This window comes from Amycolatopsis sp. NPDC043889 (genome assembly GCF_056435645.1).
Map to the genome: position 1 here is coordinate 93,157 of NZ_JBWKEC010000012.1, position 16,000 is coordinate 109,156.

At 68.0% G+C, this 16,000-nt stretch carries 13 protein-coding genes and 2 pseudogenes; 9 read left to right on the plus strand and 6 right to left on the minus strand.

What is annotated here, in order from left to right; all coding sequences use genetic code 11:
* The first annotated feature begins 1 nt into the window (after position 1).
* On the plus strand, positions 2–1,171 hold the full coding sequence (locus AC0685_RS22715) for an acyl-CoA dehydrogenase family protein (protein ID WP_478227363.1): 1,170 nt from the start codon (positions 2–4) through the stop codon (positions 1,169–1,171).
* A 73-nt stretch (positions 1,172–1,244) separates the two neighbouring features.
* On the opposite strand, the pseudogene AC0685_RS22720 reads toward AC0685_RS22715, so the two are convergent.
* Positions 1,245–2,639, minus strand: a pseudogene (locus tag AC0685_RS22720) (neutral zinc metallopeptidase); the annotation flags it as partial.
* A gap of 357 nt (positions 2,640–2,996) precedes the next feature.
* On the opposite strand from AC0685_RS22720, the pseudogene AC0685_RS22725 reads away from it, so the two are divergent.
* Positions 2,997–4,153, plus strand: a pseudogene (locus AC0685_RS22725) (HNH endonuclease signature motif containing protein).
* Between the two features lie 358 nt (positions 4,154–4,511).
* Here AC0685_RS22725 and AC0685_RS22730 read toward each other — a convergent pair.
* Positions 4,512–5,702 (minus strand): LCP family protein, encoded by a 1,191-nt coding sequence (locus tag AC0685_RS22730; RefSeq protein ID WP_478227364.1) that lies wholly within the window; start codon positions 5,700–5,702, stop codon positions 4,512–4,514.
* A gap of 174 nt (positions 5,703–5,876) precedes the next feature.
* The gene (locus AC0685_RS22735) at positions 5,877–6,620 is read right to left on the minus strand and encodes an SDR family NAD(P)-dependent oxidoreductase (protein WP_478227478.1); all 744 of its coding nucleotides are present in this window, start codon (positions 6,618–6,620) and stop codon (positions 5,877–5,879) included.
* 100 nt (positions 6,621–6,720) lie between these two features.
* On the opposite strand from AC0685_RS22735, the gene AC0685_RS22740 reads away from it, so the two are divergent.
* Together AC0685_RS22740 and AC0685_RS22745 are read left to right on the plus strand one after the other, a co-directional pair.
* On the plus strand, positions 6,721–7,347 hold the full coding sequence (locus AC0685_RS22740) for a TetR/AcrR family transcriptional regulator (RefSeq protein ID WP_478227365.1): 627 nt from the start codon (positions 6,721–6,723) through the stop codon (positions 7,345–7,347).
* A gap of 87 nt (positions 7,348–7,434) precedes the next feature.
* Complete coding sequence (locus AC0685_RS22745; RefSeq protein WP_478227479.1) at positions 7,435–8,949, plus strand: MDR family MFS transporter; 1,515 nt, start codon at positions 7,435–7,437, stop codon at positions 8,947–8,949.
* 98 nt (positions 8,950–9,047) lie between these two features.
* Here AC0685_RS22745 and AC0685_RS22750 read toward each other — a convergent pair whose 3' ends face one another.
* Positions 9,048–9,299: a WhiB family transcriptional regulator gene (locus AC0685_RS22750; protein ID WP_478227366.1), complete on the minus strand. Its 252-nt coding sequence runs from the start codon at positions 9,297–9,299 to the stop codon at positions 9,048–9,050.
* A 189-nt stretch (positions 9,300–9,488) separates the two neighbouring features.
* On the opposite strand from AC0685_RS22750, the gene shbA reads away from it, so the two are divergent.
* Entirely contained in the window at positions 9,489–10,664 is a 1,176-nt protein-coding gene (gene shbA / locus AC0685_RS22755; protein ID WP_478227480.1) for an RNA polymerase sigma factor ShbA, read from the plus strand.
* Between the two features lie 23 nt (positions 10,665–10,687).
* On the opposite strand, the gene AC0685_RS22760 is transcribed toward shbA, so the two are convergent.
* Positions 10,688–12,061: an MFS transporter gene (locus tag AC0685_RS22760; protein ID WP_478227367.1), complete on the minus strand. Its 1,374-nt coding sequence runs from the start codon at positions 12,059–12,061 to the stop codon at positions 10,688–10,690.
* Positions 12,062–12,119: 58 nt separating this feature from the next.
* Here AC0685_RS22760 and AC0685_RS22765 point away from each other — a divergent pair, with 58 nt between their 5' ends.
* Entirely contained in the window at positions 12,120–12,512 is a 393-nt protein-coding gene (locus tag AC0685_RS22765) for a MerR family transcriptional regulator (RefSeq protein WP_340684016.1), read from the plus strand.
* A gap of 8 nt (positions 12,513–12,520) precedes the next feature.
* Here the strand turns inward: AC0685_RS22765 and AC0685_RS22770 are convergent, their stop codons facing one another.
* Positions 12,521–12,943, minus strand: a complete 423-nt coding sequence (locus tag AC0685_RS22770) for a hypothetical protein (protein ID WP_478227368.1) — start codon at positions 12,941–12,943, stop codon at positions 12,521–12,523.
* Between the two features lie 428 nt (positions 12,944–13,371).
* Between AC0685_RS22770 and AC0685_RS22775 the strand changes: the two genes are divergently transcribed.
* The 3 genes from AC0685_RS22775 (at position 13,372) to AC0685_RS22785 (ending at position 15,743) form a co-directional block, all read left to right on the plus strand.
* Positions 13,372–13,530, plus strand: a complete 159-nt coding sequence (locus tag AC0685_RS22775; protein ID WP_478227369.1) for a DUF3892 domain-containing protein — start codon at positions 13,372–13,374, stop codon at positions 13,528–13,530.
* A 381-nt stretch (positions 13,531–13,911) separates the two neighbouring features.
* Complete coding sequence (locus tag AC0685_RS22780; RefSeq protein WP_478227370.1) at positions 13,912–15,531, plus strand: TROVE domain-containing protein; 1,620 nt, start codon at positions 13,912–13,914, stop codon at positions 15,529–15,531.
* 65 nt (positions 15,532–15,596) lie between these two features.
* A complete protein-coding gene (locus AC0685_RS22785) occupies positions 15,597–15,743 on the plus strand; it encodes a hypothetical protein (RefSeq protein WP_478227371.1) in 147 nt (48 codons plus the stop codon).
* Positions 15,744–16,000 lie beyond the last annotated feature (257 nt).

Consider the following 16,000-nt stretch of genomic DNA (forward strand, 5'->3'; position numbering starts at 1 on the left):
CATGACCGCCGACTTCTACGCCTACGAGGACCTGCTGCCCGAGGAGGAGCGCAAGCTGCTGCTCAAGACGCGTGACTTCATGCGCACCGAGGTCAAGCCGCTCGTGAACGATCACTGGGCCAAGGGCGAGTTTCCGCACGAACTCGTCGGCAAGTTCCGTGAACTCGGCGTCGCCGGACTGCCCTATGAGGGCTATGGCGAGCACCTTCCGGCCACCAGCCACCTGCTCAGCGGCATGATGGCGATGGAGATGACCCGCACGGACCCGTCGGTGGCCACCTTCTTCGGTGTCCACAACGGACTGGCGATGTACAGCATCCATTCGGGCGGTGACCAGGAACAGTGCGACCGCTGGCTCCCGTCGATGGCCGCGATGGACAAGATCGGCGCCTTCGCGATGACCGAGCCGCTCGGCGGTTCCGACGTCGCGGGCGGCATGCGGACGACGGCGCGCCGCGAGGGCGACACCTGGATCCTCAACGGCGCCAAGAAGTGGATCGGCAACGCGACCTTCGCGGACCTCGTCATCGTGTGGGCCCGCGACGAGGAGGACAACCACGTCAAGGGTTTCGTGGTCGAGAAGGACTCGCCCGGGTTCGTGCCGGTCAAGATCGAGAACAAGTTCGCGTTCCGGATCGTCGAAAACGCCGAGATCACGCTGACCGACGTCCGGGTGCCGGAGGCCAACCGGCTGCAGGGCATCGACTCGTTCCGCGACGTCGCCGAGATCCTGCGCGCGACCCGCGGCGGCGTGGCCTGGCAGGCGCTGGGCGTGATGATCGGCGCCTACGAACTGGCGCTGGACTACGCCAAGGAACGCCAGCAGTTCGGCCGTCCGATCGCGCGGTTCCAGCTGGTGCAGGACCTGCTGGTGAAGAGCCTCGGCAACATCACCGCGTCGTGGGGCATGCTGGTGCAACTGGCGAGGCTGCAGGACGCCGGGATCTTCAAGGACGAACACTCGTCACTCGCGAAGGCCTTTGTGACCTCGCGGATGCGGGAAGTCGTCGCCTGGGGCCGCGAGATCTTCGGCGGCAACGGGATCGTGCTGGACAACGACATCATGCGGTTCTTCACCGACGCCGAGGCGATCTACTCGTTCGAAGGCACGCGGGAGATGAACACGCTGATCGTCGGAAAGGCGATCACCGGCCAGAGCGCTTTCGTATGACCTGAGGGCCAAGTCCGTGAAGGCCTCCTTCACTACCTTGAGGGTAGGGAAGGAGGCCTTCACGGACTTGCGTCTAGCGGTACTTGTCGCCGCAAGTCCTTTGGCTGCCGGAGGAGAAGCCGTCACGGAAGGCGGCGACCCTGGCGAAGCCTGCCGGGAGTGTCCGGCCCCGGACGTCCGCGGCGATCAGGCTGTTCCGCGTCAGCATCTCGGCGATGGCCTCGTCGAGGTCGCCCGGTGACAACGTGAGCGCCCCGCCGTCCACGATGGTCGACGCCCAGAAGCCGGTGAGGCAGGCCGTGCGTTGCGCGGCCACCGGACCGTCGAGCCGGAACCCGCCCTCCTGCTGGACCGCAAGCGTGTAGCGCGACGCGACCTCCGCGAACGCGGCGAAGTCACCGATGCCGCCCTGCCGCCCCCGGCGCGGCGGGGTGCCGATGCGGACGAGCCCGTCGAGGTCGAGGTTGATCTGGTTGGACTCCGAGCAGTACGACGCGAGCGCGTCCTCCGCCGTCACACCGCAGGCCGCTCCGGTGGTGAGCGTCGGCGGGGTGGCCGCGAGCCGGAAAGCCTGCCGCAGACTGGTGGTGAGGTCGGCGAGTGCCTGACGATCGTCGAGGCGGACGTTCTCCCCGGCCGAACCGAATCCGCCTTGTGTGCTCCGGCCTTCGATTTCCCGCTCGTCGATCTCGGCGCACCGGGCGGGCCCGTCGGTGAAGCCGAACTGGAACGCGGAAACCCGATCGAACGCGTTGCCGTGCGCGCCGTCGTCGTCGAAAGCCACCCCGGCGGAGTCACGGATCTGGAACAGTGCTGTGAGCACCTCATTGAGCCCGCGGCCGGTGGAAACCTGGAACATCGGCGACCTGCCCTCGGCGACCCAGCGAAAGTACGCCCCGGTGTAGCAGTCGGCCTGCTGCTCCTTGACGATCGACGGGCTCGCGGCGGGCAGACCCAGCCGGAACTGGACGGCGTGGCCGATCTCGTGGGCGAGTACGGCCATGACCGCCGCCGGGCCGATGGAGTCGTTGAGTGTCGGCAGCAACTCCCCGCGATCCCACGCGACGACGTCTTGCCCCGAGCAGTAGAAGGCGTTCACCAGCCCGGCCGTCGAGGCCCCGCAGATCTCACGCCCGCGACCCGCCGAATCGTAGGAGACGAGAGTGGCCAGCGGCCGGAACGCGCGATCGAAGGTCGCGGGCAGATACTCGCGCCAGTACCGCTGGACGTCGGCCACGGCGTTGGCCGCGAGCCTGTCGATCTCCCCGCCGTCACCACCGTCGACCGGGAGACCGGCGTCGAGCACGCCGGGTTTGAGACCACTGGGGCCGTCGGTGATCTCGAGCCCGGCGACCCGGGTGGGATCCACCGGTTGCGCCACCCCGCCCACGGTCGCGGCACAACCGGCGAGGCAGAGGGAGAGAGCCACCAGAATCGTCCAGCCCGGCCGACGCTTCATCACACCATCCCCGTTTCGGCGACTTCCCCGACGCCAGTGACACGGACGGCGGCGCGGCGCGGTTCAAAAGAATCTTGGGGCCGGTTTCCGTGGTGGCCGCCTCGTGCCCCGTCTTCGCAATTAGCCGGCTACTTGCTCCCGGCCTGCTCGCTCCCGGCGGAACGTGTGCGTCGTCCCGCGCAATTAGGCGACTAATTGCTTTAGGGTAGTCGCGGTTTCGCGGCCGAATCACTCTTCAGTGTTGTTCGCGCGTTTCGCTTGTTGCTTAAAATTGCGAACGCTTGTTCGATTGTTTTGCGGTAGTGTTGAGGGGTGTCCGAGGCTTTCCTTCCCGAGTTGCCACAGGAGTTGTAGCGTGCCGGCAAACTGGAGCTTGCGCATGGCGTGCAGCGGTCCTGGCGGAGATCGAGTCTCGGGGCGTCAAGGATTTGTACGGGTATGGCCGTACGGCCAACTGGTTCGCCGATATTGCCGGGTTGTCGGTCGGTGAAGCCCGTTCGGTGGTGAACCGGGCCATCGCGCTGAATCCCACGCGTGCGTTGGACGGCACCGAGGTTCCTGCCGTGGCACCGGCTACTGCCGCTGTCGCCGCCGAAGGCTTGGTCGGGGGCGAGCGGATCGATCAGATCCTGGAGATCCTGAAGAAACTCCCCGCCCACACCTCCGCCGAAGACCGGGAGAATGCGGAGAAGATTCTCGCCACCCTCGCCCGCGACGCCGGTCCCCGCCAGTTGGCGGACGCTGAAGCGAACCTGCTCGGCTTGCTGGACCCGGACGGCAACGAGCCGAAGGATCCCGAACCCAAGGAGCCGCGCCGGGAAGCCACCCTGGAGCGCCGCAAGGACGGGTTCTGGAAACTCACCGGTATCCTGGACGACGAGACCGGTGCCCGCACCGCGGCCGCGTTGGAGGCGTATGCCCAGCCACGGCCGGTGGACGAGTTCGGCCAAGCGGATCCGCGGATGAAATGCGAACGCCTGGGAGACGCCTGGGCCGACATCCTCGACCTGGCCATCGCCTGCCCCGACCAGCCCGGCACCAGCGGCTACCGCACCCTCGTCAATGTCACCATCGGACTCGACGAACTCAAAACCGGCCTCGGGACCGCGTGCCTGGACTTCGCCGGCACGATGACCGCCCGCGAAGCCCGGCTGGCAGCCTGCGATTGCCTGATGTTGCCCGTGGTGATGAGCGCTGCCGGAGAACCCCTCGATGTGGGACGGCTACGACGCTTCGTCACGCCAGGCCAACGACGTGCGTTGAACATCCGCGACCGGGGCTGCGCCTTCCCCGGATGTCATCGGAAACCGAAGAACTGCCACGCCCACCACATCGTGCACTGGGCAAACGGTGGCCCCACCGACCTCCGAAATCTCGTGCTGCTGTGCGGGTTCCATCACCGGCTGATTCACCACGGTGACTGGGAAGTCCGGATGGCCACTGATGGGTTACCGGAGTTCATCCCGCCCCAATACCGAGATCCGCTCCGAAAACCTCGGCGTAACACCCTGCATCACCGCTGAACCCCGAGGAGCCCGCCCACCGGCGACGGGCCCCTCGGCATGTCCAAAGTTCAGACAAGCCCTCCGGCGGCGAGCTGAGCACCCAGACCATCACCGTCGACGGCCGGGCGCACCTGGTGGCCGAGGGCGGCATCGGATCACTCTTGGTCTACAGCACGATCTGCGAGCAATTCGCGGCGCTACATCCCGCCCGCGGCCCAGCGGAACCGATCGAAGCGATGACCGGCACCCGTGCGCTCCGGTATCCCGGGCCCTCGCGTCTCACGAGCAACCGGCGGCGAGATCGTGCCTGACACCCAGGTCAAGTTGGGCCCCGCGATCGTCGACGGCCGGACGAAACTGGCCGAAAGCTGACCGCTCAGTTCACGCAGCCCGCCATCGCGGCCGGTGTGGAAGACGAAGGCGGCGCTGCAACGGAAGAGGTGGCCGCGACCGGTTTGATCCCGATCCCGCCGGTCGGCTCCCCCACCGCGGCGACGCTCGTCGAGTTCAGCGCGGCCTTCACGAACGCCTGCACCTCGGCCGGATCCACCTTCACCGCGTCGCCGTCCGACGGCGTCGGCAGGGAGAGACTCTGGACCGGGATCGTCTGGAACTTCAGCGCCCCGGAACTCATCCCCCGCAACTGCTGCGCGAAGCTGAGCACGTCCCAGCCGCGGTCGAGCACGACCGAACCCTGCACCGCGCCGACCAGATCGCTCAGCTTGGTGGGATCGGTGAACGTCCCGGCGTCCAGGACGGTCTTGGCCATGCTCGAAAGGAACGCCTGCTGCCGCGCGATGCGGTCGAGGTCGCTGGGCAGCCCGTGCCGCTGCCGCACGAAAGCGAGCGCCTGCGGCCCGGAAAGCAGCTGTTTGCCCGCCGGGAACGACGCCCCGGAGAACTTGTCCTGCACCGCTTCGTTGAGGCAGACCTCGACCCCGCCGACGGCTTCGCTCAGCGCGGAGAACCCGGCGAGGTTGACCGCCGCGTAGTGGTTGATCGACAGCCCGGTGAACTGCTCGATCGTCCGGATCGTGAGTTTGGCGCCCGCCTCGTTGGCCTTGACCTCGAGCTGCGCACCGGAGAGCCCCTGCGCGCGCAGAGAGTTCATCGCGGCGTTCTTGCCGCGACTGTACGCCGAATTGATCTTGTGCTTGCCGAGCCCGCCCGCGATGTCCACATAGGAATCGCGCGGGATCGAGATGGCCGTCGCGCCCGCTCCGCCCGCCGGGATGTGGACCACGATCATGGTGTCGGTGGTGTCACCGCCGTCGTCGCTGTCCCCGGCGTGCAGCGCGTCGAGGACGTTCTGCGGCAACGGGTTCCCGTTCGTGTCGGTGCGGGAGTCGATTCCGACGAGCAGGATGTTCTGCGCCACCTTCAGCGGTTCACCCGCCGGCCCTTCGGGCACCTGGGCGGACGGCGCGATGACGTCGGCCGTGACGATCGCTTGGTCCAAACGGCTCAACTGGGTCCACGCGAAACCCGTGACACCCAGTACGGCCGTCGACACCAGGCCCAGTGCGACGCGGCCGCCGATCCGCCGTCCTCGCGACGTGAGCAGCACGACTTCTCCCCGCTTCCGTGAATGATCCCCCGTGATCGAGGATCACCGCGTTAGCTGGGAATTACCTGAGAAACGTGTCATAACCGGGTCTTAAAGCCCGTTCGGACCAGCCGGAGTGATCAAGCAGACAACCGGCCGCGACACCGAGTACCGGACCGACCGCGCAGCGCTCCCCTACCGGGGCATCCGGCGCCAGATCGCGCGTGGCACCACGCGCATCACCGAGAACACCAGCCTCAGAAGTCCCGGCACCCACACGGTTCCCCGGCGCTTCCGGAGCGCGGCGACCGTCGCGTCGGCGACCTGGTCCGGGGTGCTGGAGAACGGGGCGGGCGACATTCCCTCGGTCATCCGCCCGATCACGAACCCCGGCCGGACGAGAAGAAGGTGCACGCCGGTGCCGTGCAGGGCGTCGGCCAGGCCGCTCGCGAAACCGTCGAGACCCGCTTTCGCCGAACCGTAGACGTAGTTCGCCTGCCGGACCCGCACCCCGGCGACCGACGAGAAGACCACCAGGCTTCCGTTTCCTTGCTCACGAAGCACCTTGGCCACATGCGTCAGCACACTCACATGAGCCACATAGTCCGTGTGCACGATCGCGACGGCGTGAGCGGCGTCCGCTTCGGCGCGCGCCTGGTCGCCGAGGATCCCGAAAGCGGTGACGACGACGTCGAGGGGCCCGTATTCCGAGACGACCTTCTCGAGGAACGGGCCGTGCCCGGCGAGGTCGTCGGCGTCGAACTCGACGGCTTCGACGGTTTCCGCCCCCGCGGCAAGCAGTCGCCGGGACTCCGCGCTGAGGTCCGCGCTCCGACGCGCGGCCAGCACGATCCGGCGCGCCCCGCCCTTGGCGAGCCGTTCCGCGACCGCGAGGCCGATCTCGCTGCGTCCGCCCAGTACCAGCACCGTTCCGCTCACCCGCCGCAGTCTGCCAGGCGGCCCGCCGCCGTCCGCCAGTGGCACGCTTCACAGACTGCAATTTTGCAGTATCTGCATCTTCGGGCGTATCGTGGTGCTCATGCCCGAACCCGTCAAAGGTCTCCGCGAGCGCAAGCGGCTGGAAACCCACCGCGCGCTGGCGACCACCGCCGTCCGGCTCGTCGCCGAACGCGGCCTGGACCAGGTGACGGTCGAGGACATCAGCGCGGCGGCGGGGGTTTCACCGCGCACCTTCTTCAACTACTTCGCGTCCAAAGAGGACGCTGTCGTCATCGCGCACGCCGACACCGCCGAGCGGACCCAGCGCACCATCGACAAATTCCTTGCCACACCGAAGGAAGTCAGCACTCCACGCGCCTTTGCCGACGCGTTGAAGGAAGACTTCGCCCAGGTCGACGAGAACCGCGAAGAGTGGCTCGGCCGCATGAAGGCCATTCAGGAGAACGCCACCCTGCATTCGCGCGCGGTGGCCATGAACCACGACACCATCGCGCCGCTGATCGAGGCGATCGCGCGCCGTACCGGCGCCGATCCCAAGGCCGATCTGTACCCGGCGCTGCTGCTGTCCACGATCGGCGGCGCGGTGAACGCGGTGCTCATGCTCTGGTACCAGCACGACGGCCGGGTGTCCGCGCTCGACCTGCTGGACGACGCCGTCGAAACGCTTCTCGCCGGGCTCCCGGAGCCCGGCGGCCGCGCGCGCTGACGCGCACGGCACCACAGAACACGAAGGGGGACGACCATGTCCGTATCCATGACCGAACCACGGGAACCGGAGGCCCCGGCGGGCTCGATGGACCGCAAACAGGTCCTCGAAGCGATGTCGGGGCTGATGATGGGCATGTTCGTCGCCATCCTCGCCTCGACGGTGGTCGCGAACGCGTTGCCGCGGATCGTCTCCGAACTCGGCGGCTCGCAGGCCTCCTACACCTGGGTGGTCACCACCGAGCTGCTCGCGATGACCGCGACGGTTCCGCTCTGGGGCAAGCTTTCCGACCTGTACAACAAGAAACTGCTGATCCAGCTCTCACTCGGCCTGTTCGTGATCGGTTCGCTGGTCGCCGGGTTCGCGGGCAACATCGAGCTCCTGATCGGCAGCCGGGTCGCGCAGGGCATCGGCGCGGGCGGGCTCACCGCGCTCGCGCAGGTGATCATGGCCGCCATCGTCTCCCCGCGGGAACTCGGGAAGTACTCGGGCATCTTCGGTGCCGTGTTCGCCGTCGGGACCATCGCGGGCCCGCTGATCGGTGGCGTCATGGTGGACACCTCGTGGCTGGGCTGGCGCTGGTGCTTCTTCCTCGGCGTCCCGTTCGCGATCGCGGCGATCCTGCTGCTGCAGCGCACCCTGAACCTGCCCACGATCAAACGTGACGTGAAGGTCGACTACCTCGGCGCGTTCCTGATCATGGCCGGTGTCTCGACGCTGCTGGTCTGGTCGTCGCTGGCCGGGCACCAGTTCGCGTGGGGCTCCTGGTGGACGGTCGGCCTGGTGACCGCCGGCGTGGTCATCCTCGCCCTCGCCGTCTACGTCGAGTCGAAGGTGGCGGAGCCGATCCTGCCGCTGGGCCTCTTCCGCAATCACACGGTGGCCCTGACCACCCTGGCGAGCTTCCTCGTCGGTGTCGCGATGTTCGGCGGCACGGTGTTCCTGTCGCAGTACTTCCAGCTCTCGCTCGGCAAGTCGCCGACGGTGGCCGGACTGCTGAGCCTGCCGATGATCTTCGGCATCCTCGTGTCCTCCACGGTCTCCGGCCAGCTGATCAGCCGGACCGGCAAGTGGAAGAGCCACCTGCTGCTCGGCGCGGCGCTGATGACCGCGGGCCTGGGCTTGCTGGGCACCATCGACGCGAAGACGAACCTCGTCGTCCTCGGCGCGTACATGGTGCTGCTGGGCGTGGGCGTCGGCATGCTGATGCAGAACCTGGTCCTGGTTTCCCAGAACGACGTCGACGCGCACGACCTCGGCACGGCGACCTCCACGCTGTCGTTCTTCCGCAGCCTCGGCGGCTCCATCGGGGTGAGCGCGCTGGGCGCCGTGCTCGCGAACCGGGTCCTCGCGCTGATGAGCGAGAAGCTCGGGCCGCTGCCCGGCGGTGGCGACGGCGGCGCGGTGCCGAACATCGCCACGCTGCCCGAACCGGTCGCGAACGTCGTCCGCGAGGCCTACGGGGAGGCGACCAGCGAACTGTTCCTGATCAGCGCGCCGATCGCGCTGCTGGTCGTCGTCGCCGTCGCCTTCCTCAAGCACAAGCCGCTCAAGACACAGTCGGGCAACGAGCGGCTGGCCGAGGAGACCGCTGCCGCCTGACCACCATTGACAGAGGGGCCCGGTTCACGGAACCGGGCCCCTCTTTTTTCGCGCGCACGAAGAACACGACGGAAATTCGATAACGCGATCAAACGCTTTCAGGCGGCAGAGCCGACGCGAATCACCTGGCGCCGCTCACTGCCGGTCAGCCCGCCGAAAATTCCATGGGCCAGCCCGTTTTCCACGGCGCAGGCCAGGCAGGCCGAGATGACCGGGCACCGTGCGCAGACGGCCTTCGCCCTGGCCGCCTGCCGTGCGCCGGGACCGGTTTCGGTGACCGGGAAGAACAGTTCGGGATCCTCACCGCGGCAAGCGGCCTCACTCAGGTCACCCGCCATCCTCATTTCCATTTTCCTATCACCTCCTTTTTCCCGATTTTCCCTTCCTCGTCAAACGACTTCTCCCTCGACGCCGGGTATCCGGCCGGGCGCACCACGCAAACATCACCTTGACCGAATCGTTACACTCAGCGGCCCGCTCACTGCACCTGATCTGTGAGGGCATTCGCGTCAGGCGGCGGAGAGCGGTGAGTGCGGGTGATGGGCCACGAAGGGTTCGACGAGTTCTTCCACGCCGAATTTCCGCTGCTCACCGGCTTTCTGTGCAAGGCGGGCTTCGCGTTGGCCCCCGCGCGGGACGCGGCGGCGGAGGCGATGCTCAACGCCTACGAGGGCTGGCCGGGCATCATCCAGCCGAAGGCCTGGGTCCGCCGGGTCGGGCATCGGCGGGCGAAGGAACAGACAGCGGCCCGGGCCGACTGGGCCTTCGACGACGCCGGCCGGGAGGACAAACTCACCATCCTCGCCGACGAGGCGTCGTCCGTCCTGACGATGCTGGGGGAGCTGCCGAAACGTCAGCAACTCGGCATGGCATGGGCGCTGGACGGCTATTCGTCGCGAGAGATCGCCGGCGTGCTCGGCATCTCGGACGAGGCGGTCAGCGCGACCCTTCGCCACGCGCGTGACCGTCTGGCGGAGCACGACCCCGGCTTCGTCGACCGCCTGGACGGCGCCAACAGCGCCTTCATCGACGCGCTGAGGCTGGGCCTCGACGTCGACGACACCCTGTCCCGGATCAAGAACCGCGCGATGATCGGGGAACTCGCGCTGGTGGCGCCGGGCGCCCCGGCGGAGTCGGAACCCGAACAGGTGACGCCGTCGCGCTGGTACACCCTCGACGAACCCGTCGCGGCCGCCGGACGAGGTGACCAGCGGGCCCTGAACCAGCTGCTGACCACCATCCGCCCGCTCGTGATCCGGTACTGCCGGGCACGGATCGGCAGACAGGAACGGACTTACGCCTCGGCCGACGACGTCGCACAGGAGGTCTGCGTGGCGATCCTCCGCGCACTGCCGACCTACCGCGAACGAGGGCGGCCGTTCCTCGCGTTCGTCTACGGCATCGCCCACCACAAGGTCGCCGACGCCCGCCGCGCCGCCGCCCGCAACCGCACCGAACCCGTCGCCGAAGTCCCTGACGGGGTCTCGGAATCCGCCGGCCCGGAACAGCACGCGCTGCACAACGAATTGAGCGACCGGATGGGCGAACTGCTGCGGATCCTGCCGGACAAACAGCGGGAGATCGTCGTGTTGCGGATCGTCGTCGGCCTGTCCGCGGAGGAGACCGCCGGCGTGGTCGGCTCAACCGCGGGGGCCGTGCGGGTGGCGCAGCACCGGGCCTTGACGCGATTGCGGAAGATCCTCACGGATGCCTGATTGGCAACTGAGCGCGGCGCTGGTCAGGCCGCCGGTCGCCTGCCGGCGAGTACGGCGAGTCCACACAGTACCGCCACACCGATCACCGCGACCACGGCGAGCCCGGTCGTGAAACCGTGCCCACGCTGGACGAAGGTGCCGATGCTGCCGAGTACCGCGACCCCGAGCGCCAGCCCGAACTCGACGCTGGTCTCCGACAACGCCGATGCCGCACCTGCCCGGGCCGGCGGTGCCGCGCCGACCACGATCTCCGTGCTCAGCGCCATCACCGGCCCCAGACCGAGGTAGATGAGCATGAGACCGGCGACGAGTGGCGCGATCCCCTCTTCGGCCGGGGTCCAGGCCAGCACGGCGAAGCCGAGCGCCGACACCACCAAGGACGACGCGAACAGGCGGTGGACCGGGATCCGGCGAGCCAGCGCCGGAGCCGCGACCGACGTGAGGACCATCGCGACCGCGGAAGGCACCAGCCACATCCCGGCCACGATCGGAGACAAATCGGCTTCCTGCTGAAGATAAAGCGCGGCGAACAGATAGATCCCGGCGACGCAGGCGAGCGCGGCGAGGAGGATGAGCAGCGCGTTCCGGAACGGCCGCGCCGCGAACAGCCGGAGGTCGATCAAAGGCACGCTCAGCCGCCGCTGCCGCCGCAGGAACACGATTCCGGTGCCACCGCCGAGCAGCAGGGCGATCCCGCCAGGCACAACCGATCCTCCTTCCGCGAGATGCTTGATGCCGTAGACGATCGGCAGCACGGTCACCAGGGACAGGGCCACGCTCGCCACGTCCAGTTCGCCGGGTTCGGGATCGCGGTGCTCCGGCAGCAGGAACGGGCCGGCGAGCAGCAGCAGGAGCATCACCGGGACGGCCAGCAGGAACACCGAACCCCACCAGAACCACTCGAGCAGCAGCCCACCCGCCACCGGACCGAGCGCCACTCCGCCGGACAGGCCGGCGGACCACAGCCCGATCGCGACACCGCGCTGACGCGGATCACGGAACATGTTCCCGATCAGCGCGAGGGTGGACGGCATGAGCGTGGCGCCGGCGATGCCGAGCAGCCCGCGGGCGACGATGAGCAGTTCGGCCGACGGCGCGTAGGCCGCCAATACCGAAACGACCAGGAAGGCCGCCGCGCCGATCAGCAGGAGCCGTCGTCTGCCGACGCGGTCCCCCAGCGTGCCCATGGTGACGAGGAAACCGGCGACCAGGAAGCCGTAGGCGTCGGAGATCCACAGCAGCTGGCCCGGGCTCGGGGCCAGCTCGGCGGAGAGACTGGGAAGCGCCAGGTAGAGCACCGTGGCGTCCATGGACAGCAATGCGGTCGGCAGGACGAGCACGGCGAGGCCGAGCCATTCCCGCGGCCCGGCGGAGATTTCGAGGTGTCGGTCGGACATGCCGTGACGCTAAAGTCTCACATAGATGTGAGAGTCAAGGGCGAGTCGCGGAGGGGCCGTGCGCATCAGCGAGCTGGAACGCAGGACCGGTGTCAGCCAGCGCTTGCTGCGTTACTACGAGGAACAAGGGCTGCTGCGGCCGGAGCGTCTCCCCAGCGGCTATCGCGTGTACGCCGAAGACGATGTCACCACCGTCGAGCACATCCGCAACCTGCTCGCCGCGGGACTGTCCACCACCACGATCGCCGATCTGCTGCCCTGTATGGGTTCCGCGGGCGGACAGCTCATCGCCGACTGCCCCGAACTGTTGCTGGACCTCCAGCGGGAACGCGCCAGGCTCAGTGCCGCGATCGCCGAACTGACCACTGCCCGCAGCACCCTCGACCAGGTGATCTCCACCGCGCCGCCCTCCGTCGAGCACGAGGCCGCCCGGTTACGTGGCCTCAGCTAGGGCGTTGTTCACGGGCGGCAACGTTCCGCGGTCGCCGCGGCCGTCTTCAACTCGGGAGCCTCCAGGATGGCCGCGACCGGGTCGAGCGCGCCGTAGGCGTCCTTTTGCGCGGCGATGAGCCCCTCGACGGCACGGTCCTGCGCCGCCGTGTCGTTCTCGCCCGCCGCGTCCAGATCCGCCTTCGTTTTCACGGTCTTGTTGCGGGCCGAGGTGTACTTCGCGAGGAAGTCCTGCTTCGCCGTGTCTCCGGCGGGAACCGGCGCCGCGGGCAGTGCGCGGAGACCGTCGACCGTCTTGGCCAAAATCGCCGCGTAGTGCCCTAGCTGGTCACTCGTGCTCTTCTTGACGGCCTCGACGGTTTCGCCGCCCGCCGACGTCATCTTGTTGTTGCCTTCGATGAACTCCTTGACCGCGCCGCAGAATCCGTTCATCCAGGTCACCGCGGCGGACGGCGCCGGATCGGGGGTGCAACCCGGCCAGTGCCGTCGCGGCCAAGGCGATTCCCGCGATCCGGGCGAATGTCCTGTGGGCAGCGCGCATGTCCGTTCCCCTCTCCGCCGGCCGGTGTTCCCGCCGGCGCGAGGACTTTGACATGGCGGAACGAGCGCGGTCTGCGTCATCTGACTCAGAACGCTCGAACTCGTAACGTTCGAGGCACGGCGTAACAAGGCGCGGACAGGCAACGAGTACCGCATTACCCCTGTTCGCATCGAGGGCAGCCAGCCGAAGAAGTAGCACCATGGCCATCAAGATCATCGCAGCGCGGCTCGAAGGTGGGAAGTTCCGCGAAAACATCACGAAACTGCGCTGGATCAACCCCGGCAACGGCGAGACCGGCTAGAGCTTCGTTTCGGCGATCGTGGCGTGGATCGAAGACGATGACGGGAAAGCCTATGTGGACGAGGGAATCCACCGGGTGACCGTGGAGATCATCAAGCCGACCTTCGGCCCGGAGTTCCTCCGCACGCGCGCGGACGGGATCTGGAAGAACAACCTGCAGGAGCTCCCCCGCTTCTGAGACCCGGTAATTCCGGTGACGTGGGCAAGAACGCTCTGTTAGCTTGGGCGAGCACTCCCGGTGCGCAGGCAACGGTTACTTCCTCTTCCACAGGAGAGACGCGGGTTCGAATCCCGCCGCGGGCTCCGGCCGGCGTCGACCAGCGGCCCAGGTCACTACGTCACCGTCACCGACTATTTCTCGGGAGCCCACAACTTCAGATGTGCCCGGTGCGCAGGAGACGGCTACTTCATCGTATTCCAAGGGTCGCGGGTTCGAGTCCCGCCCGGCAGCCATGCTGCCGGTAGCTCAGTCGGCAGAGCATTGGACAAGCACCGTCACCGACTTTTTCTCGGGCCGCATCCGGAGTCGAAGCTCCCCTCGAACGAAACGAGGGTTGAGGTGTCGAAGTTCAACACCGCCGGCACCCGCCCGGCGACCGGCTCACCGATCGCCGGTGAGCGAAGCCCCGGCGGCGTCACCCACGAAGGCGGCGACGGCTACCGGCGGGACACCAAGTCCGAGCTGTTCCTGCTCGCGGTCACCAACATGGTCGGCGAGAACACCTTCTACGAGACGGGCGACGGACGCGACACGCGTTACGCCGACCTCGTCCGGAAGGCGTCGCTCGCCGACCCGGAATGGACAGCGCGTTTCCTGCGCTGGCTCCGCACGGAAGCGAACATGCGTACCGCCGCGATCGTCGGCGCCGCCGAATACGTCCGGGCCCGGCTTACCACCGCGACGGACGATCAGTCGTACGTCGCCACCACCGCGAACCGCGCCGTCGTCGACTCCGTGCTCCAGCGCGCCGACGAGCCCGGCGAGCTGCTCGCGTACTGGACCTCCTTGTACGGCAGGAAGATCCCGAAGCCGGTCAAGCGTGGCGTCGCCGACGCGGCCGTCCGGCTCTTCCACGAAAAGTCGTTCCTCAAGTGGGATTCCGACGCGCGCGCCTTCCGGTTCGCCGACGTCCTCGGCCTGGCCCACCCGGACCCGAAGGACGCGGTGCAGGACGCCCTGTTCAAGCACATCGTCGACGTCCGGTTCAACCCCGGCCGGGAAATCCCCGCCGAATTGGCGGTGCTCGGCTTCCGCGCGGAGGTCATGGCGTGGGACGAGGAGAAGCGCCGGGATCTGTTCCTCGGCCCCGAACTCGACACCGCGCGGTCGGTTCTCCGGCAGGCGGGCATGACGTGGGAGTCCCTGGCCGGCTGGCTCCAGGGGCCCATGGGCGCGCAGGCCTGGGAAGCCATGATCCCGTCCATGGGCTACATGGCGCTCCTGCGGAACCTCCGGAACTTCGACCAGGCAGGAGTGTCCGACGAGGTCGCCGAGCAGGTCGCGGCGCGCCTGGCCGATCCGGAGCAGGTGGCGAAGTCACGGCAGTTCCCGATGAGGTTCCTCTCCGCGTATCGGGCGGCGCCGTCGCTTCGCTGGTCATACGCGCTGGAAAAGGCGATCTCCGAGTCGCTGTCGAACGTGCCTCGCCTCGCCGGACGGACCCTGATCCTCGTCGACACCTCGGGGTCGATGAACGCCGGTTTCAGCAAGGACGGCACGCTGATGCGCTGGGACGCGGCCGCGATCTTCGGGATCGCGCTCGGGGCCCGCTGCGAGACGGCGGATGTCGTGTCGTTCTCGAACGGCTACTACGGCGGCACCGGTTCGAAGGCCTTCGACGTGCGCGGCGGCGAGTCGCTGCTGCGCGCGCTCGACCGGTGGAAGAACGACGGCTACTTCATCGGCGCCGGCACCAACACCGTCGGTGCGATCCAGCGCCACCTGCGGCCGGAGCACGACCGGCTCGTGATCCTGACCGACGAGCAGCACTCGGCGGGCAACGTCGACCAGGCGGTGCCGAAGGACACGACGCTGTACACGTGGAACCTCGCGGGCTACCAGCACGGCCACTCGACGTCCGGCTACGGGAACCGGCACACCTTCGGCGGCCTGACCGACCAGGCCTTCCGGATGATTCCGCTCCTCGAAGCGGGGCGGAGCGCCGACTGGCCGTTCTGACCCACCGCGGCCGCCGGGGCGGACCGTCCTCATCGGACGGTCGCTCTCGGTGGCCGCCTTGCCTGATGTGGCGGCTCGCGGCCTACCGGGCGTGGCTGCTGTCGCTCGTCACCTGCTCGGTCGCGGTCCGGTCCGGGGTGGCGGCCTTGTTCGGCTGGCTGGACGCGTTCATCGCCACCTGGACAGCCTGCGAACGCCTCCCCCGCGCGTAACGACAAGCTTGATCAACACGAGTCAGGTCCCAGCCACTTCGCTCGAGGAGACAATGATCAGCGCCGCGGCCAGTCCGGTGGCCGAGCCGGGTGAGCGTGATCTGAGCCGTGAATACGCCTGAGCGTCCACTGCCGACCAGGCTTCCCGGCGCGCCTGGGAAAAGGTACTTCCGCTACCCCGCCCGCACCAGGAGGATCACGCCGACCTTCGTGAGAGCGTGCCCGCAATTGTCAGGTAGTCGTCAGGTTCCCCACCG

Coding starts and splice junctions, on each gene's coding strand:
- AC0685_RS22715 (WP_478227363.1), top strand. CDS start 2: ATGACCGCCGACTTCTACGCCTACGAGGACCTGCTGCCCGAGGAGGAG.
- AC0685_RS22740 (WP_478227365.1), top strand. CDS start 6,721: ATGCCCGAACCCGTCAAAGGTCTCCGCGAGCGCAAGCGGCTGGAAACC.
- AC0685_RS22745 (WP_478227479.1), top strand. CDS start 7,435: ATGGACCGCAAACAGGTCCTCGAAGCGATGTCGGGGCTGATGATGGGC.
- AC0685_RS22750 (WP_478227366.1), bottom strand. CDS start 9,299: ATGGAAATGAGGATGGCGGGTGACCTGAGTGAGGCCGCTTGCCGCGGT.
- shbA (WP_478227480.1), top strand. CDS start 9,489: ATGGGCCACGAAGGGTTCGACGAGTTCTTCCACGCCGAATTTCCGCTG.
- AC0685_RS22760 (WP_478227367.1), bottom strand. CDS start 12,061: ATGTCCGACCGACACCTCGAAATCTCCGCCGGGCCGCGGGAATGGCTC.
- AC0685_RS22770 (WP_478227368.1), bottom strand. CDS start 12,943: ATGAACGGATTCTGCGGCGCGGTCAAGGAGTTCATCGAAGGCAACAAC.
- AC0685_RS22785 (WP_478227371.1), top strand. CDS start 15,597: ATGTGGCGGCTCGCGGCCTACCGGGCGTGGCTGCTGTCGCTCGTCACC.